Source organism: Streptomyces sp. NBC_00986 (assembly GCF_045162565.1).
GTDB lineage: Bacteria > Actinomycetota > Actinomycetes > Streptomycetales > Streptomycetaceae > Streptomyces.
Genome location: NZ_CP108733.1, coordinates 3,206,727 through 3,224,696 on the forward strand (window position 1 = coordinate 3,206,727; position 17,970 = coordinate 3,224,696).

Annotated in this window: 15 protein-coding genes and 1 pseudogene; 8 read left to right on the forward strand and 8 right to left on the reverse strand. The window is 70.8% G+C overall.

Going from position 1 to position 17,970, the window contains the following annotated elements; all coding sequences use genetic code 11:
- Positions 1-111 precede the first annotated feature (111 nt).
- Positions 112-1,359: an endonuclease/exonuclease/phosphatase family protein gene (locus OG504_RS13990; RefSeq protein ID WP_405990126.1), complete on the forward strand. Its 1,248-nt coding sequence runs from the start codon at positions 112-114 to the stop codon at positions 1,357-1,359.
- Positions 1,360-1,436: 77 nt separating this feature from the next.
- Here OG504_RS13990 and OG504_RS13995 read toward each other — a convergent pair whose 3' ends face one another.
- The 4 genes and pseudogenes from OG504_RS13995 to OG504_RS14010 all read right to left on the reverse strand — a co-directional run.
- Positions 1,437-2,291: a TIGR03619 family F420-dependent LLM class oxidoreductase gene (locus OG504_RS13995; protein ID WP_405990127.1), complete on the reverse strand. Its 855-nt coding sequence runs from the start codon at positions 2,289-2,291 to the stop codon at positions 1,437-1,439.
- 61 nt (positions 2,292-2,352) lie between these two features.
- Positions 2,353-3,552, reverse strand: coding sequence for a damage-control phosphatase ARMT1 family protein (locus tag OG504_RS14000; RefSeq protein WP_405990128.1), 1,200 nt, complete (start codon positions 3,550-3,552; stop codon positions 2,353-2,355).
- Positions 3,553-3,574: 22 nt separating this feature from the next.
- On the reverse strand, positions 3,575-4,222 hold the full coding sequence (locus tag OG504_RS14005; protein WP_405990129.1) for a ScbR family autoregulator-binding transcription factor: 648 nt from the start codon (positions 4,220-4,222) through the stop codon (positions 3,575-3,577).
- Between the two features lie 330 nt (positions 4,223-4,552).
- A pseudogene (locus tag OG504_RS14010) lies at positions 4,553-6,004 on the reverse strand (S8 family peptidase); the annotation flags it as partial.
- 336 nt (positions 6,005-6,340) lie between these two features.
- On the opposite strand from OG504_RS14010, the gene OG504_RS14015 reads away from it, so the two are divergent.
- The gene (locus tag OG504_RS14015; protein WP_405990130.1) at positions 6,341-7,285 is read left to right on the forward strand and encodes a lytic polysaccharide monooxygenase; all 945 of its coding nucleotides are present in this window, start codon (positions 6,341-6,343) and stop codon (positions 7,283-7,285) included.
- Between the two features lie 66 nt (positions 7,286-7,351).
- On the opposite strand, the gene OG504_RS14020 is transcribed toward OG504_RS14015, so the two are convergent.
- Entirely contained in the window at positions 7,352-8,002 is a 651-nt protein-coding gene (locus tag OG504_RS14020) for a Tat pathway signal sequence domain protein (RefSeq protein WP_405990131.1), read from the reverse strand.
- A 665-nt stretch (positions 8,003-8,667) separates the two neighbouring features.
- Here OG504_RS14020 and OG504_RS14025 point away from each other — a divergent pair.
- Together OG504_RS14025 and OG504_RS14030 are read left to right on the forward strand one after the other, a co-directional pair.
- Entirely contained in the window at positions 8,668-9,351 is a 684-nt protein-coding gene (locus tag OG504_RS14025) for a DUF6230 family protein (protein WP_405990132.1), read from the forward strand.
- On the forward strand, positions 9,351-9,794 hold the full coding sequence (locus OG504_RS14030) for a DUF6114 domain-containing protein (RefSeq protein WP_363095338.1): 444 nt from the start codon (positions 9,351-9,353) through the stop codon (positions 9,792-9,794). The genes OG504_RS14025 and OG504_RS14030 overlap by 1 nt, the downstream gene beginning before the upstream one ends.
- Positions 9,795-9,982: 188 nt before the next feature.
- On the opposite strand, the gene tatA is transcribed toward OG504_RS14030, so the two are convergent.
- From tatA to OG504_RS14045, 3 genes are read right to left on the reverse strand one after another with little or no spacing between them, the layout of a single operon-like run.
- On the reverse strand, positions 9,983-10,237 hold the full coding sequence (tatA, locus tag OG504_RS14035) for a Sec-independent protein translocase subunit TatA (protein WP_405990133.1): 255 nt from the start codon (positions 10,235-10,237) through the stop codon (positions 9,983-9,985).
- A gap of 35 nt (positions 10,238-10,272) precedes the next feature.
- Positions 10,273-12,750 carry a magnesium-translocating P-type ATPase gene (gene mgtA, locus OG504_RS14040; protein WP_405990134.1) on the reverse strand — a complete coding sequence of 826 codons (2,478 nt, stop codon included), beginning with the start codon at positions 12,748-12,750 and terminating at the stop codon, positions 10,273-10,275.
- The gene (locus OG504_RS14045; RefSeq protein ID WP_405990135.1) at positions 12,740-13,096 is read right to left on the reverse strand and encodes an ArsR/SmtB family transcription factor; all 357 of its coding nucleotides are present in this window, start codon (positions 13,094-13,096) and stop codon (positions 12,740-12,742) included. The genes mgtA and OG504_RS14045 overlap by 11 nt, the downstream gene beginning before the upstream one ends.
- A 147-nt stretch (positions 13,097-13,243) precedes the next feature.
- Here OG504_RS14045 and OG504_RS14050 point away from each other — a divergent pair, with 147 nt between their 5' ends.
- The 4 genes from OG504_RS14050 (at position 13,244) to OG504_RS14065 (ending at position 17,970) form a co-directional block, all read left to right on the forward strand.
- Positions 13,244-13,699 (forward strand): tellurite resistance TerB family protein, encoded by a 456-nt coding sequence (locus tag OG504_RS14050; protein ID WP_033281474.1) that lies wholly within the window; start codon positions 13,244-13,246, stop codon positions 13,697-13,699.
- Positions 13,700-14,080: 381 nt separating this feature from the next.
- Entirely contained in the window at positions 14,081-15,094 is a 1,014-nt protein-coding gene (locus OG504_RS14055; RefSeq protein ID WP_405990136.1) for a substrate-binding domain-containing protein, read from the forward strand.
- Between the two features lie 39 nt (positions 15,095-15,133).
- Positions 15,134-17,527, forward strand: coding sequence for a nitrate- and nitrite sensing domain-containing protein (locus OG504_RS14060; protein ID WP_405990137.1), 2,394 nt, complete (start codon positions 15,134-15,136; stop codon positions 17,525-17,527).
- Between the two features lie 11 nt (positions 17,528-17,538).
- A complete protein-coding gene (locus OG504_RS14065; protein WP_405990138.1) occupies positions 17,539-17,970 on the forward strand; it encodes a roadblock/LC7 domain-containing protein in 432 nt (143 codons plus the stop codon).

Here is a 17,970-nt window from a genome sequence, read left to right on the forward strand (position 1 = left end):
ATCGCGTGAATCAGGAGTGAACCCATGAGTTTCGCCCGCATCTTGTGACGTTCACTTCTACGCGCGCAGACTACGGGGGTTCACGTGTCCCCTCCCTTGGCCGGAGTCCCGATGAACCACTCCCGAACCTTCTCCCGCCGCGCCACGCTCGCCTCCCTGGCCGGGGCGGCGCTGGCCGGTACCGCCACAGTGCGCGCGTCGGCATCCGAGCGGCACGGGCGGTACGGGCGGACCGTGCGGTTCGCCACGTTCAACGCCTCGCTGAACCGCGCCACCGAGGGCGCGCTGGTCACGGACCTGTCGACGCCCGACAACGCCCAGGCGCGCAACGTCGCCGAGACCATCCAGCGGGTGAACCCCGACATCCTGCTGATCAACGAGTTCGACTACGTGGAGGGCGGCGGAGCGGTCCGCCTGTTCCTCGACAACTACCTGTCCCGGGGCCACAACAGCGCCCGCCCGATCCACTTCCCGCACCACTTCACCGGCCCGGTGAACACGGGCGTCCCCTCGGGCGTCGACCTCGACGGCAAGAACGGCGTGGTGACGACGCCGGGTTCGGACGCGTACGGCCAGGACGCGTTCGGCTACGGCTTCTTCCCGGGCCAGTACGGCATGGTCGTCCTCTCCAAGTTCCCGATCGACACCCGCGCGGTGCGCACCTTCCAGCACTTCCTGTGGAAGGACATGCCGGGCAACGTGATCCCGCCGGGCTACTACAGCGACGCGGCCCGCGCGATCCTGCGGCTCTCCTCCAAGAGCCACTGGGACGTGCCGGTCCGGCTCGGCCACGAGACCGTGCACTTCCTGGTCTCGCACCCGACGCCGCCCACCTTCGACGGCACGGAGGACCGCAACGGCCGCCGCAACCACGACGAGATCCGCCTGTGGGCCGACTACATCGGCGGCCACGCGCGCAGTGCCTATCTCTACGACGACAAGGGCGTCCGGGGCGGTCTGCGGCCGGGCTCGCGGTTCGTGATCGCGGGCGACCAGAACGCCGATCCGTACGACGGCGACAGCTACGACCACGCCGTACGGCAGTTCCTCGACCACCCGGCGATCAACCTGCCCGCCAAACCGCCGGCCAGCGCGGGCGGGGTCGAGGCCGCGAAGCTCCAGGGCGGCGCGAACATCGGCCAGATCGGCAACCCGGCCTACGACACGGGCGACTTCAGCGACACGACGCCGGGCAATCTGCGCGTGGACCACGTCCTGCCGTCCAAGGGTCTGCTCCCCGGCCGCAACGGCGTGTTCTGGCCGACCTCCGACGACCCGCTGTACCGCCTGGTCGGCGACGGCACGACGGTGGTCACGTCCGACCACCGGATGGTGTGGCAGGACGTACGGCTGGGCTGAGACAACGCCGGGCCGCCCTCATCGCGACCCGGCGTCTCACTCAGATCAACACACCTGAATCGAGGGCGTGTTGTCCCTCAGAGCGACCGCGCGACGAGTTCCCCGGCGACCCACGCGAGGGCGTCCGGCAACGACTCCGTGGGCACCGGCAGCCACAGCGACGCGGAGACGAGCCCGGCGTCGGACAGTCGGCCCAGCTCGTCCCGTACGCTCTCGGCACTCGCGTCGTCCCCGCCCAGCGGCCGGCCCGGCACCTTGACCGCGGGGGTGAACCCGGGCGGCACCAGGAACAGTCCCGCCGTCAGCTCCAACGTGCCCGGGTCGCGGCCCGCTTCAATGCCGAGCGCGTCCAGCCGCGCCCGCACCCCGGTGAGCGATTCGGCATCGACCCCGGACCCGTGCCACGCGTCACCGAACCGCAGGGCCCGGCGCAGTGCCGCGTCGCTCTGTCCGCCGATCCACACCGGCGGACCGCCCTCGGTACGCGGCAGCACCCCGAGCCGCGGCGAGCCCTCGCCGCGCCACAACTGCCGTACGGCAGCGAGCTGTTCGTCCATACGGCGGCCCCGGCCCGCGAACGGGACGCCTACGGCAGCGAACTCCTCGGCGTCCCAGCCGGTGCCGACGCCCAGGGTGAAACGGCCCCCGGAGAGCCGGTCGAGGGTCGCGGCCTGGTGGGCCAGGAGGAGCGGGTTGTGCAGCGGCAGGACCAGGATGCTGGTGACCAGTCCGATCCGTCGGGTCGCTCCGGCGATCGCGGCCAGCAGGACCAGCGGGTCCGGGGTCACCCCCAGGTCGCCGGCCACCGCATGACCGCTCGCGAAGACGTGGTCGAGGCCCAACTCCTCGGCCCTGACAGCGGTTTGGAGGACCTCGTCCAACTCCCCCTCGCCGTCGGGCCACAGACGGTGCGGTGCCACTCCGATACGCATCTCGGTCGTACTCCCCTCGCGTGACGACACGTCCGACAAGAGACGTCGGTGACCGAGCCAACTACACGGCGGGCGCCGAGGACACCCCCCGCACCTGGATCAGCGCATGCGTGCCACCCGTACGCCAGCGTTGCCCCTCCGCCGCCACCAACGCGGCCTCCGTTCCGGCGTTCAGGCCCGTGATCACGTCGGACTTGAGGGTGCGCAGGGCGGCGACCGGGCCCGGGAAGTACGCGGTGACGTCGGCGAACGGCGTGGTCGGTGCCCAGCGGCGATCGCCCACCAGGCGGCGGTAGTTGAGGTCCCCCTTCACGATCGTCAGGGTGGCCGCGGCGAACTCGGCGCGGAGGTCGGCGGGCATCTCGGCGTACGGCAGCGGGGCGCAGGAGAAGGGGTGGGCGCGCACGGTGAGGCGGCCGTCCGCCATGGCCGACCAGAGGGCGCGGCCGTACGTCGCCGCCGCACCTGGCGCGCCGACGAGGCGGTGCACGGCGTCGACCACGTCGGCGGTCGTGGCGTCGGAGACGTAGTACGGGTGGGGCTTGATGTGCAACACCGCGCGCTCGATGCGCTGTTGGTCGAGGAGGTGGGCCAACAGCAGGAGATCGGGGATGAGTTCGCGGCCGGCGTTGTCGGCGACGAGGCAGAGGGTGCCGGTGCCGGAGAGGAGGGACCACAGCCGCTCGCTGTCGTCGGCCACCAGGGCCGGGGCCGGGGCCCGCGAGGCCGACTCCGCTCCGGCTGCCGAGAGGCGGAAGCCGAGGTCCGCGCGGTTGCCCCAAAGGGAGCCGTGCAGAAGGGAGTTGGCGCGCTCCTCCGGCGGCTTCGTCGCCAGCTCGTCGAGTGCGGCGAGTTCCTCGTCCGTCTCGGGGGCGTCGAGTTCGGCGCGCTTGAAGGGACGGAACGGGTCGATGCCCTGCCAGGCGCCGGGGCCGAAGTAGCCGACGGCTTCGAGGAGTTGGCGGTAGAAGTAGCTCTCGGACCAGAGCCAGGGGACGTCGTACCAGGACTGTCCGGCGTATTTCTCCGTGCCCCACGCCGCCCACCGGTCGTGGTCGGCGGCGTCGGCGGGGAGGGGTTCGATCGTGCCCTCGGTGCAGTTCTTCAGGAGGGCGTCGAGGGCGCGGTGCTGCTCGGGGCCGTAGGGGAAGGCGTCGCGGACCTGTTGGATGATCGCGGGGTGCCGTTCGGCCAGCACGCTGCGGGGGAACGAGCCGGGCTCGTCGCCGAGGATCACGGGCGCGGTGGGGGTGTCGGGCATGCGCCTCACCGTACCGGGCGGGTCAGTCGGTCTCGATCTCCCGCTCCAGGCGCGCCGCGAGGCTGAGATAGCGGGCCCGGCGGGGGACGGGGACCAGGCCGCGGATCACCAGGTGCCACATCTCGGCCGTTCTGCGGGGCTGTAACGCCACCGGTTCGAGGGTGCGGCCCACGACGCGGATGCCCACGAAGAGACCGATGAGCGTACGGGCCACGGCGTCCACGTCGGTGTCGGGGTGCGCGTCGGCCTCGGCCACGGCGCCCGCGAGTTTGCGGGAGGCGATGTCCAGCCACTCGGCGAAGGGGTGCGGCATCGGGGGCCGTACCTCGATCTCCCCCGCGGCGAGCCGGAGTCCGGCGCGCGGGATGGGTCCCTCGACGGCCAGTCGTGTCATGCCGAACGTGACACGTATCAGCGTCTCCAGTGAGGAGTAGCCCCTGCTGTCCATCTCCTTGGAGATCTGGCGCGAGGCCTTGGCCTGCATCTCCAGGATCGTGTGGGCCAGGTCTTCCTTGGCCGCGAAGTGGAAGTACAGGGCACCCTTGGTGACCTGGGCTTGGTCGACGATGTCGCTCAGGCTGGTGGATTCATAGCCCTGCCGGTCGAACAGCTCGGCGGCGGCCGTGATGATCGTTGTGCGGGTCTGTTCGGCCCGTAGCTGCCTCGCCATCGACTGAAACACTCCCATTAAGGAAAAACAACGGCTCATGCCGTTTTTTATTACCCCCTGTACACAGTAGCTCACGATATGGCGGTGTCGACCTTGCACCCGAAGACCGCCAACACCCCTCACGTTCCCATCACTTGCGTCTCTCTGTCATCCCTGCCCCGACTCTTGACCACTTTCGGTGGCTGTGGCACGTGTCAGCGCCGTTTCCCGGCCAAACGGAAGACCGGCCGCCCCGGCGAGGGGCCTCCGAGGAAGCGCCTCACACTACGGGTCGGCCGGTCTGTTTCTGTGGATCCCCTGTGCCACCGCCTACCGGGCGGAGGGCGCGCTGCCGGTGCTCACGGCCCGGACCGTCTTCGCCGCGTCCGCGAGACCGGCGCCGCAGCCGCCCGGGCAACTGCCGGGCAGGGGGCGGGCGTTGGCCTTGATGGCCGACTCGATCCGGGCCGGGGTCAGCGCCGGGTCGGCCGACTTCATGAGCGCGACCAGGCCCGCGATGTGCGGGGTGGCCATGCTGGTGCCCTGGTAGTAGGCGTACGACTCGGTGGACGGCGTCTTCGTGCCGGAGTTCAGCGTGGAGTAGATGCCGTTGGCGGTGCCCGTGCTGGTCTGGCCGCCGGGGGCCGAAATGTCCACGCCGGAGCCGTAGTTGGAGTAGGACGCCTTGGCGCCGGCGCGGTTGGTGGCAGCGACGGAGATGACGTTGGCGCAGTTGCCCGGGGAGTGGTTCGCGACGTTGTCATTGTCGTTCCCGGCCGCGACGACGACCGTGGTGCCGCGGTTCACGGCGGCGGTGATCGCGCTCTGGGTGGCCGAGGTGCAGGCGCCGTCGCCGCCCAGGCTCATGTTGATGACCTTGGCGATGTTGGCGTTGGCGGGGACGCCGGAGACGGTGCCGCCGGACGCCCAGGTGATGGCGTCGATGATGTCGGAGTCGTAGCCGCCGCACTTGCCGAGGACGCGCAGCGGGGAGATCTTCGCGCCGTAGGCGATGCCCGCGATGCCCTTGCCGTTGTCGGTGGCGGCGGCGATGGTGCCCGCGACATGGGTGCCGTGCCAGGAGGAGGGGCTGGCCGCGATGCCCGCGCCGCACTCGTTGGCGGCGTGGTGGTCGCCGGGGTCGGCCGGGTTGCTGTCGCGGCCGTTGCCGTCGACGGAGACGGCGGTGTCGCTGATGAAGTCGTAGCCGGCGACGATGTTCGCGGCGAGGTCGGAGTGGGTGACGTAGCCGGTGTCGATGACGGCGACGGTGACCCCACTGCCGGTCGAAGTCGGCCATGCGGCGGGCACGTTCATCCCGGCCGTGGACTCGAAGAGGTCCCACTGCCTGCTGTACCCGGTGTCGTTCGGGTCGGCCTGCGGCGTGTTCAGCCGGTCCGGTACGACGTAGGAGACCTGCGGGTCGGATCTGAACTCGGCGATGACGTCGGCGACTTCGGTGGTGCTGCGCGCGTTGCCGAGGCCGACCAGGGCGGCGCCGGTGCCGAGGCGGCGCTGGAAGTCGACGCTCTCGCCGGCCTCCTTGCCCTTGGCGGTGGCGTCGGCCTCCGCGGCGCGGTTCGAACTCGCCTCCGCGGCACCGGACTTGTAGCCGACGATGAGGCGTTCCGCGAGGGTGCCGGGTGCGGCCTCGGTCTGTCCGGACAGGGCCGGTGCGGTGGCCTGGGTGGGGGGCACCTGGGCGACGGCGGCCGAGGTGGCGGCCGTGGCGAGGAGGGCCGCGGAGACCGCGGCGACGGATATCAGGGTCCGTCCGGTGGGGAATGCCGTGGGAGTGCGCAAGGGCTTGCCTTTCGTGGCCGTACTCCAAGCAGCGCGGAGCGGCGGTCGATTCGCTTCGCCGTCGAAGCGGTGGGGGGTCGAACCGGAGAGCGCCGGGCGCGGGCGGCCACCTCGACAGGGGTCGCCTGTGGGTCAGCTGTGGTCAAACGATAGGCAAAGAGAAGGTCATACGGATACGGGGGAAACCCTCGATCAGGCCGGAAACCACCCCTGAACATCAGGCAGTTGACCGGATACGTCCCAATTCACTCCAGGGGAACAGACTGAACGCGCCGGGCCCGCTTCCCGTATTGCACGAACAGACCGTTGCCGCCCCCGGCCGAGGAGACGTTCCGGATGTCCCGGATGACCGCACATCGCACCGCCATGGCGGCCGCCGCCACGGCTCCGCTGCTGCTCACCGTCTGGGCGGCGGGTCCGGCGCAGGCGCACGGGGCGCCGACGTATCCGGTCAGCCGGGTCTACGCCTGCTCGCCCCAGGGCGGCAGCCAGGCCCAGTCGGCCGCGTGCAAGGCGGCGATCGCCGCGAACGGGGCGCCCTTCACCTACTGGGACAACCTCCGGGTCCCCGACATCAACGGCCGCGACCGGCAGCTGATCCCCGACGGGAAGCTGTGCAGCGGTGGACTGTCCGACTACAAGGGTCTGAACCTCGCCCGCACCGACTGGCCGTCCACGCGGCTGACTCCGGGGGCGAAGCTGACGATGACGTACGCGTCGACGATCGCGCACACCGGCACGTTCAAGTTGTATCTGACGAAGGCCGGTTACGACGCGTCGAAGCCGCTGACCTGGTCCGAGCTGCCGACGACGCCGTTCGCCGAGGTGAAGGACCCGCCGCTCACCGGCGGCGCGTACCGCATCAGGGCGACGCTGCCGACGGGCCGGACCGGACGCCAACTGATCTACACCATCTGGCAGAACAGCAGTACCGAGGACACGTACTACTCGTGCTCGGACGTGGTGTTCCCCGGGGGCGGCGCCGCTTCGCCGACGCCCACGACAGGGACGGCCGGCTCGAAGGGGAAGACGGCGAGCCCGTCGTCGTCCGCGTCCAAGTCCCCTGCCGCCGCGAGCAGTTCGGCCAAGACCCCGGCCTCCACTACGACGCAGAAGGCGTCCCCGGCCGAGGAGAGCACCGCGCCGGGCAGCAGTCCGGTGGCGTCCGACACCGATGCCGCTTCGAGCGGTCCTTCGGCGCCCATGGTGGCGGGCGGCGCCGCCGCGGTGCTCGTACTCACCGGGGGCGCCGCCCTGGCCCTGCGACTGCGTCGACGCTGAGTTTCAACTCGGCGCATTCAGGGCCTACTTGCTCACCGGTCGACCCGTTTCTCGGTCGACCGTCCTCTAGTTGGTGTAGACCGGGGCGCCGCCGTCCGTCACCGGGGCGTACTTCGCGGTGAAGTAGCCCGCGCTGAAGCACAGGGACGAGCCGGAGGTCTTGGTGAAGGCCTGGCTGGTGAAGTTGATGCTGGTGTCGGTGTTGCTGGCCGTGCCGGTCAGGCTGGGCGCCTGGTAGACGCAGGTGATGCTGCCCAGCAGGGTGGTCAGCTTGACCGTGGTCTGGATGGTGGAGCCGCTGGCCGGGGTGACGGTCAGGGTGCCGTCCGAGACGGCCGCGGTGCTGTACGGCAGGTTGTCGACCGTGATGCTGGTGACACCGGTGACGCCGAGGACGTTGCTCGTGCAGCTGCTGCTGTCGAAGCTCTGCCCGGAGACGGACTCGGTGGCGGTGCCCGGCGCGGTCGGGTTGTCGGTGACGGTCGCCGTGAACTGCGACGTCGTGCACTTGATGCCGCTGGTGCCGGTCGCACTGGAGTACAGGGTGGCGGTGGTGCCGGTGGCCAGGGGCGCGGTCAGCACATCGCCGACGGCGACGGCCGTGCCGCCGAGGCTGCCGGTGGTGAGCACGGTGTCGGCCGCCGACGCCGGGGCGATGAAGGGGAGGGTGAGCGCGGCGACGGAGCCGACGAGGGTGAGGACGGTGCGAGTGCGCATGCGGGTGTACCTCTTCTTTCGAAGTGGAGGGTCGAACCGGGGGGTTCTTGGGGGGTGGGGTAAGTGGGGGTCGAGGGGCGCGAGTTCGCCGCCGCCGGCCCGTGACGCCTTCTCCGTACGTGACGGGCCGGGGCGGCGGCCGGCCGGTGACCGGCCGGAGGCCCGCGGGGGTTGAGGGTCTCCGGCCGGGCCGGGCGGTGGGGCGGACGGCACGACCAGGGGGGAAGCGGCCGTGCCGAGCCGCGGGGTTCGGACTCTGAGGGCGTGAAGTGCCCCTGCGGAAAGGGAAGTCCGGGAACGCGGCTCGTGCCGCGCGGCGGATCCGGCGCCACGGATCCGGCAAACAAGGGAGAGTTGTAGACCTGAGTGTCAGTCAACGTCAAGAGATGCAGGGCAAGTTGATGTACAAGCCGAGGCTCGCCGGAGGCGCGCGAAAGCCTTGCCTCACAGGTGGCGCATCATCAACACTCTTTTTTCACAACTCCCTTGACCCCTCAATGTAACCCCCGGTAACTTCCTCGACGGCTACTGCTGCGTAACCTTGAAAGCCCTTGCACCCGCCGGGAGTTGTGGGGAGGGGTTCGCCGCACTCGCTGTCCGCGCCAGGACAACGCGCCACTTCGATACCGACTCGCGTTGAACCAGAGCAGCACATGGGAGCAGACATGGCTTCACCCTCGGACGCCAACCCGTCCAACGGAAACACCCCTGAGCAGCCGGAAAGCGGTTCCGCACCCGCGACAGCCGAGGGGCCCGAGAGACGCGGTCAGGTCCGACTGCGCCGTGCCGCGATCATGGCGGTGCCGGCCACGCTGGCCGCCGCGGCCCTCGCGGTGCTCACCGCACAGGGCGCGCTGGGGGTGCAGTTCTCCATCTCGGGCATGCCGTTCACGGTCACGGCCAAGTCGCTCGACGGCACCGGCTTCGAGCAGTTCGGCGACCTGGACAGCATGATCCCGAACAGCCCGAACGAGGGCGACACCGGCGGGCAGGTGCTGATCATGACCTCCGCCATCAAGACCGCCACGCTCGACAGCCTCTGCCAGAGCGTGGACCTCGGCGGCATCAACCTGCTCATCAAGGCGGGCAGCGGCTCGACGAAGGTCACGGCGACCGACCTGACCACGGACTCGACCGAGCTGTCGGGTGACGCGTCCTTCGGCAACATCCAGATCGGCAACGACGCGAGCACGCTGAACAAGGCGGGTGTGCAGGGCAAGAAGGGCGTCTTCAGCCAGCAGTCCGACACCGTGCACATCGACAACCTGCGGCAGACCAACTACGCCACTACGGCGGGTGTGTTCAAGCTGCCGGGGCTCAAGCTCAGCTTCAGCGACTCGGGTTGCTGATGTCGGAGAACCTGCCACAGCAGGGGAAAGGGCCCGCCTTCCGGCGCTGGCGGGCCCGCCGTCCGTTCTGGGGCGGGCTGTTGCTCGCCCTGGGCGGGGCGGAGATCCTGCTCACGGAGAAGGTGTCGCTGAAGGTCGCGATGCACATCGGGATGCAGGGCATGACCGGCTATCTGCTCCCGGTGATGATGCTGCTGTGCGGACTGCTGATCCTCTTCAGCCCGGGCCAGCGCCTGTTCTACTCGATCGTCGGGATCCTCTGCTCCCTGGGCAGCTGGCTCACCTCGAACCTCGGCGGCTTCTTCATCGGGCTGCTGCTGGGCATCGTGGGCAGCTGTATGACGTTCGGCTGGCTGCCGGACCAGGAGCCGCGCTCGGAGCGCAAGCGTCGTAAGCGTGAGGCGAAGACGGCCACGAAGACGGAACTCCAGCAGCAGGCCTGACCCGTCACATCGGCCCCGGCAACAGCCGGGGCTCGACGCGTTCCTCGACCGGTTGAGCACCGCGACGGACGAGACCGACTCCGGCGACCGGGCCGAGTTCGGGGCCGAAGGATTCGGTGAGCGGCGGGAGTTCAGGGCCGGAGCAGGCGGTGGGGCCACCCCGCCCGGGGTCACTGCGGTCGGCGAGTTCAGTGGGCGGTGGCGGGCGGCTCCGTAGCAGCGGCCACCGGAGACTCCGTCACGGTGTGGACAGTCGTCGGCTCCGCCGACACCGACTCCGCCACGGCGTTCTCCTCCTTCATCGCCTTCGCCTCGCTCTTGAGGATGCGCATGGACTTGCCCAGTCCGCGTGCGGCCTCCGGGAGCTTCTTCGAGCCGAACAGCAGGATGACCATGATCGCCACGACCAGCAGGTGCCAAGGTTCCAGTCCGTTGCGGAGCATGACCTCGTCCTCCTCATTCCCTCACACGACAGTTGCTATGTTGCGCAACTGTACAACCCTCGGGTGGAACGCAAACCCCTCAGGGCCAGGGCGTACACACCGAGCACGGCTGCCAGGAGGACGTAGTAGGGGAACGCCATCCCCGTCATGCCCAGCGCGGCGCCCAGCGGGCTCAGGGGCAGCAGGACTCCTACGGCGGCCAGCGCGGCGGCGGCTCGCCCCACCGGACCCGGTGTACCGCCCCTGGTCCGCAGGAGGAGCATCACCAGCGCCTGGGTGAGCAGGTTCTCCGTGAACCAGGCCGAGTGGAACAGCACCTCGTCGTCCACGGCGTCCGGACCCCGCAGCGCGAGCGCCAGCACCGCGAACGTCGCCAGGTCCGCGACCGCGTTCAGCACCCCGAACCCGGTGATGAAGCGGAGGAACGCCCGCGGCCGCAGCACCGTCGGGCGGCGCAGCGCCGCCGCGCCGGGACGGTCGTAGGCGAAGGCCAGTTGGGCCGCGTCGAAGCACAGGTTCTGGGCGAGTACCTGCGCCGGGAGCATCGGCAGGAAGGGCAGCAGCAGGCCCGCCGCGAGCATCGCGATGACGTTGCCGAGGTTCGAGGAGAGGGTGATCCGCAGATACGAGGCGATGTTCGCGCTGCTGTGCCGCCCGGCCGTGACCGCGTGCCGGATCGCGGCGAGGTCCTTGCCGGCGAGCACGACGTCGGCGGCCTCCCGCGCCACGTCCACGGCGGCACGCGGCGCGATACCGACATCGGCGGCGCGCAGCGCGGGCACGTCGTTCAGACCGTCCCCGAGGAAGCCGACCGTGTGCCCGGCCGCGCGCAGGTCGGCGACCGCGCGGGCCTTGTCCTGGGGCGTGCAACGCGCCGCGACCCGCACCTCCCCCGGCGCCAGCCCCAGCTCCCGGCACACCCGCGCCGCCGTCGCCGGATGGTCCCCCGTGAGGATCCGCACGCCGACACCGAGGTCGGCAAGAGCCCGTAGAGCTTCCCCGGCATCAGGATTCAGCGCGTCGTGGAACGTCACCAACCCCCGGAAGACCAGGCCCCGTTCGTCCGCCGGACCGTAGTCACGCGCGCGTGCGGGGCGTTCGGCCGTTGCGACCGCAAGGAGCCGCAGGCCGGACTCCGCCTCCCGCTCGGCCAGGGACAGCAGGCGGTCGCGCTCGGCCTCGTCGAGGACACACCGCTCCAGTACGTCCTCCACCGCCCCCTTCACGATCAGCGTGTGCGTGCCGAGGGCCTCCCCCCGCACCACCGCCGTCGCGAGCCGCCGTACCGGATCGAAGGGCACGGCCCCGACCCCGTCGTACGACTCCCCCACCGGCCCCGCCGCCTCCAGCAGCGCCTCGTCGAGCGCGTCCGGCACGGGCGCCTCGGCGAGTTGGAGGGTCCACCACGCGGCTGTGGCGGCCAGCCGCAGGACGTCGGGATCGGCGAGACCGTCGGGGCCGAGGGCGCGTTCCACGACCGGGCGGTCCTGGGTGAGCGTGCCCGTCTTGTCGAGGCAGAGGACGTCCACGGCGCCGAGGTCGTGCAGCGCGGGGAGCCGTCGGACGACGACGCCGTGCGTACGGGCGAGCAGTGCCGCCCCGCGCGCGAGGCAGGTCGTCACGATCACCGGGAGCATCTCGGGCGTCAGCCCGACCGCCACCGCGACGGCGAACGGCAGCGTCGCCAGGCCGCGCCCGCGCAGCGCCGCGTTGGCCATGAGGACGAGCGGGGGCGTGATCAGCATGAACCGGATCAGCACCCAGGAGATCCCGTGCACGGACCGGTCGAACGCGCTCGCCTCCCGCCGCACCGGCCCGTCGTGCGCGGCCGCGAACCGGGTCCGCGCCCCCGTCGCCACCACCACCGCCGTGGCACTCCCCGACACGACACCGCTGCCCTGGAAACACAGCTCCGGCGGCGCGAACGGCCCCTCGTCGTCCGCCCCGGGCAGTTCCACGGCGGCCTTGGCGACCGGCGCGGACTCGCCGGTGAGGGCGGCCTGGTGCACGGTCAGCCCGGTGGCGCGCAGCAGTCGTACGTCCGCGGGGACGAGGTCGCCGGGCCCGAGCCGGATCACATCGCCCGGCACCAGCTCGGCGACCGGCGTCTCCCGGGCCCTCACCGGCGCCTGAGCGTCCGTACGGCGCAGCACGGTGGCGGTGGCGCCGACCAGCTCGCGCAGGTCGTGCAGGGAGCGGTCGGCCCGGTGCTCCCCGCTCGTGCGCAGCGCGCAGCTCACCGCGACGAGGGCGAGGATCACCGCGGCGGTGCCCCAGGAGGCGACGAGCGCCGAGACCAGGCCGAGGCAGAGCAGGACGGCGGTGAAGGGGTCGCGCAGGCTGCGCAGGAAGAGGCGGGGCCAGGAGGTCGTACGGCGCCGGGGGACCGTGTTCTCGCCGGTCGCCGCGAGCCGGGCCGCGGCCTCCGGGTCGGTCAGTCCGCGCGGGCCGGTGTCGAGGTGCCGCAGCACCTGGAGCGGGGTGTGCCGGTGGGCGGCGGTGTCAGAGGCCACGGAGTCGGGGGGCGGGCAGGTCGGTCCGGGCGGCGCGGGCGCCGATGCGGGTGACCGCGAGCCGGACGACGTCGACCACGTCGGGGTCGTCGACGAAGTACACCTGGCGGCGGCCCTCGCGGCGGGACCGGACCAGGCCCGCGAGCTTCAGTTTGGTGAGGTGCTGGCTGACCGCGGGCAGCGCGCCGCCGACCCGCTCCGCGAGCCCGGTGACATCGCTCTCGCCCTGGGCCAGCGCCCACACGATGTGCAGCCGCGCGGGCGAGGCCAGCAGCCCGAAGGCCGCGGCGGCGTCCGCGAGCACGTCGGCGGACGGGTCCTCGAAGCCGCTGCCGGCTGCCGCCACCGCCGTCGCCTCCCGTCCCTGACCGGTCCCGTTCGTGAACCGCCCAGTCTAGGCGGCCGGAACTTCTCCCCGGTCCCGGGAGTTTCCACGATGCCGCGGCCGCACGACTGATTTCCCGACGCACGACTTACTACATATGGAGTTCGCATGGCCCTGTGGGACCGCTTCAAGGAGTCCGCGTCGACGATGCAGACCCAGCTCGTGGCGAAGAAGAACGACCTGAAGAGCGGGGCGTTCCGCGACGCGAGCATGGCGATGTGCGCGCTGGTGGCGGCCGCCGACGGCACGGTCGACCCGTCGGAGCGGCAGCGCGTCGCCCAGCTCATCGCGAGCAACGAGGTGCTGCAGAACTTCGACGCGACGGACCTCCAGCGCCGCTTCGACGAGAACCTGAACAAGCTGACCGCCGACTTCGCCTTCGGCAAGGTCAGTGTGCTCCAGGAGATCGCCAAGGCGAAGAAGAAGCCCGCCGAGGCGCGTGCCGTGATCCAGATCGGCATCGTGATCGGCGGCGCGGACGGCGACTTCGACAAGACCGAGCAGGCCGTGGTCCGCGAGGCGTGCTTCAGCCTCGACCTGCCGCCGCACGAGTTCGACCTCTGACCCGCCGTCGACTCCCCCTTCTCGTACGGGAGTTGGACCACCCCTGACGACCTGGACCGCGGTCCGATCCACGCCCCCGCCCCTCGACGGCGGGGCACCCTTCGGGAGGATCCGCCGCGGTCCTCGGCGTAGTCCCTCGCCTTAACCACCCGTCCCCCGCCCGTAACCTCCTCCTCGGACCGCCCAACTTCCGTACGACGTCGAGATGATCACAATGCGGCGCCAACAACTCACTCCATGTCGCTGCTCACTTGACTACCAGCGGTCACACGCGATTGGCTCCGGCCCAACGGGAGTAACCCGGTCGGCGCACCTCTCACGGCTCCGGGCGCATCCTCCCCGTCCCCCAGCTCGGCCGCACAGCGAGGTGCCGCACCGCACATGACCACTCCACCCCCACCTCACGCCTCCTTCCGTCTCGTACGAGGCACGGCGCTCACCCTCGCCGTGGCCGGCTCCCTGCTGCTCTCCGGCTGCTCGGCGACCGGTGGTTCCGACTCCGGCAAGGACGCGGCCGGTGCCGCGGGCACGGGCCGGCTCAAGATCGCGCTGGTCACCCACGCGAGCAAGGGCGACGCGTTCTGGCTGCTGGTGCAGAAGGGCGCCGAGGCCGCCGCGGCCAAGGACGGCGTCGACCTGACGTACGCGAGCGACCCCGACGCCACCGGTCAGGCCGAGCTGGTGCGGGACTCGATCAAGGACGGGGTCGACGGCATCGCGCTGACGCTCGCCAAGCCGGCCGCGATGAAGGGGCCCATCAAGGAGGCGAAGGCCTCGGACATTCCCGTGGTCGGCCTCAACTCCGGTATCGACTCCTGGCAGTCGGAGGGCGTGCTGCAGTTCTTCGGGCAGGACGAGAGCGTCGCGGGCCGCGCCGTCGGCCAGAAACTGGACGCCTTCAAGGCCAGGCACGCCCTGTGCGTGATCCACGAGCGGGGCAATGTCGCCCTGGAGGCGCGCTGCGCGGGCGTGAAGAAGGCGTTCACCGGCGAGACCGACATGCTCTACGTGGACGGCACCGACATGGACGCCGTGTCCGCGGGGGTCACGGACCGACTGAAGCAGGACCCCAGCATCGACGAAGTGGTCATGATGGGCGCCGATTTCGCACTGGCCGCGGTCAAGTCCGTGAAGGCGGCGGGCAGCAGGGCCAAGGTCGCGACCTTCGACCTCAACCAGGACCTGGTCAAGGCCGTGCAGAGCGGGTCCATACAGTTCGCTGTCGATCAACAGCCTTATCTTCAGGGCTATCTGGCCGTGGACTCGTTGTGGCTCTACAAGACCAACGGCAACATCAGTGGCGGCGGGGCGGCTCCCGTGCTCACCGGCCCGGCGTTCGTGACGAAGACGAACGTCGGCGCGGTCGCGAAGTTCGCGGCCAACGGAACGCGCTGACCGGACACTTCGTACGAGGATGTAGCGAGGACGACCACGATGTCTCCACGGACAGGTGCCCGGCGCCGCGTCGGTTCCATACGTCTTTCCCTGATCCTGCTCGCCCTGGTCCCCAGCGTCACGCTGGCCGCCATGTGGGGCGTGACGACGACCCAGATGTTCGCGGAGGGGCTACGGCTGCGCTCGCAGACGGAGTTGAGCAGGTCGACCGGCGCCATGGGCACCGAGGCCGCGCTCGCGCTCCAGAAGGAGCGCAGTCTCTCGGCGGCGTGGATGGCGGATCCGCACGGCTCGCAGGCCGCCTTGGAGGCCCAGCGCGCGGTGACGGACAAGGCGGTGGCCCAACTCGTGGCCCAGTCGGGGGCGATCAAGAAGGCGCCGTCCCGCATCAGGGACCGGATGTACTCGGTCGTCGCGTCGGTCGACAGCCTCGAGTACTACCGGGACCAGGTGGACAAGCCCACCGACATCACGCCCCAGCAGGTGCTGGACCAGTACACCGCGATCATCGACGACCAGATCCAGGCGTTCCAGGAGCTGTCCCAGGTCGACGACGGTGACCTCACCTCGCAGGCGGAGCCGCTCGTCGCGCTGGAGCACGGCGCGGAGCTGGTCTCCCAGGAGGACGCGCAGCTGACGCTGGCCTGGCACTCCGGGTATCTGAACGACGAGTCGTGGGAGCAGTTCGCCGAGCTGGTGCACGCCCGGCGCTGGCTGGTCGAGGACCAGATCGCCACCGGGTTCCAGGGCGCCACCAAGACGCGGATCGAGCACATTCTGCAGAGCGTCGAGTGGAGCACCCTGGAGTCCACGGAGGACGCGGTGCTCACGGCCGGCACGGCGGACAAGGCGGTGCCGGACGACGGCTCGGCCGGCCGGATCGCCCTGCCCACCGAGCAGAAGCAGTGGAACGCGGCACTGTCCCAAGTCGCCGAAGAGTACGAGTCGTTGATCCGGCAGCAGACGGCCGGACTCCTCGACCGCAGCTCCGACAAGGCGCACAACCTGCTCGTCACCGCCGCTTCACTGAGCGCGGGCGGACTCGCCGCCCTGCTGCTGTGCGTCGGCATGTCGTGGCGGATCACCCGCTCCCTGTCCCGCCGGCTGCGCGGTCTGAAGGCGGCCACGCTGGGCCTCGCCGAGGACCGACTGCCCGACGTGGTGGCCCGGTTGAACCGGGGCGAGAAGATCGACGTGGAGTCGGCGACCCCGCCCCTGGACTACGGGAACGACGAACTCGGCCAGGTGGCCCAGGCGTTCAACACCGCACAGCGCACCGCCGTGCACACCGCGGTCGAACTCGCCGACACCCGGCGGGGTTTCCAGAAGGTCATCCTCGGCATCGCCCGGCAGAGCCAGAACCTGGTCAACCTCCAGCTCACCAAGCTCGACCAGCTGGAGCGCCGGCACGACGACCCCGAGGTCCTGCGCGGCCTGTACGAACTGGACTCCACGGCAAGCCAGTTGCGTCGCTACGAGGAGAACCTCGTCGTCATCAGCGGTGAGCAGCCGCGCCGCAGCTGGACCGAGCCGGTCGCGCTGATCGACATCCTGCGCAGCGCCGTCGGCGAGGTCGCCGAGTACCAGCGGGTGGAGGTGCACACCGAGGAGGAGGTGTGCCTGGCGCCGCCCGCGGTCGCCGACGTGATCCACCTGCTGGCCGAGCTGATCGACAACGCGACCGTGTACTCCCCCGCGCCGAGCCCGGTCGGGGTGCGGGCCGCGATGGTCGCCAAGGGACTCGTCATCGAGGTCGAGGACCGCGGGCTCGGCATGTCGGAGGAGGACTACGCCTCGCTCAACGGACAGCTGGCGGTGGCCCCGCAGTTCGACGTGGTCGCCCTCGCCGACGACCTCCGGCTCGGCATGTTCGTGATCGCCCGGCTCGCCACCCGGCACGGCATCGCGGTGACCCTGCGCTCCTCGCCGTACGGCGGCACGACCGCGATCGTGCTCATCCCGCACGAGATCGTCGTACCCGAGGTACCCGAGGAGTCCACCCGGGGCGCCGTACGAGCCGCCGACGCGGAGTCCGTCGTGGCGGAGGAGGCGGAACAGGCGGCCGCCGCCACGACAACTACTGTGGCCGACAGGGCAGTTGACGCACAGGGCTCCGCTCCCAAGGTCCGTCCCGTCATCCCCCCGGCGCGCTCCCCGGAGTCCGAGGCGGTGACGGCCGGACTCGGCGGGCTGACCCCCTTGCCGCGGCGGGTGCCGCAGACCAGTCTGGCCAGTGAGTTGCGGGAGGAGGCCGGGGCGGTCGAGGAGGACACGGAGCTGGAAGACTTCACCGCGGAGCGTGCGGCCTCCTCACTGACCGGGTTCCAGCGCGGCACGTTCCAGGCGCGAGACTCCATCGACGACGACGCGCCGTCGCAGTACGACCAGGAGGAAGCAGCAGCCTCCCCGAATCCGCCCGCCGACCGCTCATGAAGGACTCCGCCATGACACGACCCGTCCCCGCCACGCACACCCAGCTCGACCAGTTGCTCACCGGACTCGTGGACCGGGTGGCCGAGGTGAACCAGGCCGTCGTGCTGTCCGAGGACGGCCTGGTCGTCAGCAAGTCCACCGGGTTCCTGCGCGACGACGCCGAGCGGCTCGCGGCCACCGCGTCCGGGCTGATGAGCCTCAGCAAGGGGGTCAGCATGGACTTCCGGGGCGGTCCGGTGCGCCAGGCGCTGATCGAGATGGCGAACAGCTATCTCATCCTCACCGCGGCGGGCCCCGGCGCCCACCTGGTCGTCCTGACCGGTCCGGGCGCGGACGTCGGGGTCGTGGCGTACCAGATGAACATGCTGGTGAAGAAGATAGGCGAGCATCTCAGCGCCGCGCCGCGGGCCAACGTCGGCCCCACGGCCGGCTCCGGCGAGTGA

Coding starts and splice junctions, on each gene's coding strand:
- tatA (WP_405990133.1), bottom strand. CDS start 10,237: ATGCTCCGCAACGGACTGGAACCTTGGCACCTGCTGGTCGTGGCGATC.
- OG504_RS14050 (WP_033281474.1), top strand. CDS start 13,244: ATGGCCCTGTGGGACCGCTTCAAGGAGTCCGCGTCGACGATGCAGACC.
- OG504_RS14030 (WP_363095338.1), top strand. CDS start 9,351: ATGTCGGAGAACCTGCCACAGCAGGGGAAAGGGCCCGCCTTCCGGCGC.
- OG504_RS13995 (WP_405990127.1), bottom strand. CDS start 2,291: ATGCGTATCGGAGTGGCACCGCACCGTCTGTGGCCCGACGGCGAGGGG.
- OG504_RS14020 (WP_405990131.1), bottom strand. CDS start 8,002: ATGCGCACTCGCACCGTCCTCACCCTCGTCGGCTCCGTCGCCGCGCTC.
- OG504_RS14055 (WP_405990136.1), top strand. CDS start 14,081: ATGACCACTCCACCCCCACCTCACGCCTCCTTCCGTCTCGTACGAGGC.
- OG504_RS14025 (WP_405990132.1), top strand. CDS start 8,668: ATGGCTTCACCCTCGGACGCCAACCCGTCCAACGGAAACACCCCTGAG.
- OG504_RS14060 (WP_405990137.1), top strand. CDS start 15,134: ATGTCTCCACGGACAGGTGCCCGGCGCCGCGTCGGTTCCATACGTCTT.
- OG504_RS14000 (WP_405990128.1), bottom strand. CDS start 3,552: ATGCCCGACACCCCCACCGCGCCCGTGATCCTCGGCGACGAGCCCGGC.
- OG504_RS14015 (WP_405990130.1), top strand. CDS start 6,341: ATGTCCCGGATGACCGCACATCGCACCGCCATGGCGGCCGCCGCCACG.
- OG504_RS14005 (WP_405990129.1), bottom strand. CDS start 4,222: ATGGCGAGGCAGCTACGGGCCGAACAGACCCGCACAACGATCATCACG.
- OG504_RS14065 (WP_405990138.1), top strand. CDS start 17,539: ATGACACGACCCGTCCCCGCCACGCACACCCAGCTCGACCAGTTGCTC.
- OG504_RS13990 (WP_405990126.1), top strand. CDS start 112: ATGAACCACTCCCGAACCTTCTCCCGCCGCGCCACGCTCGCCTCCCTG.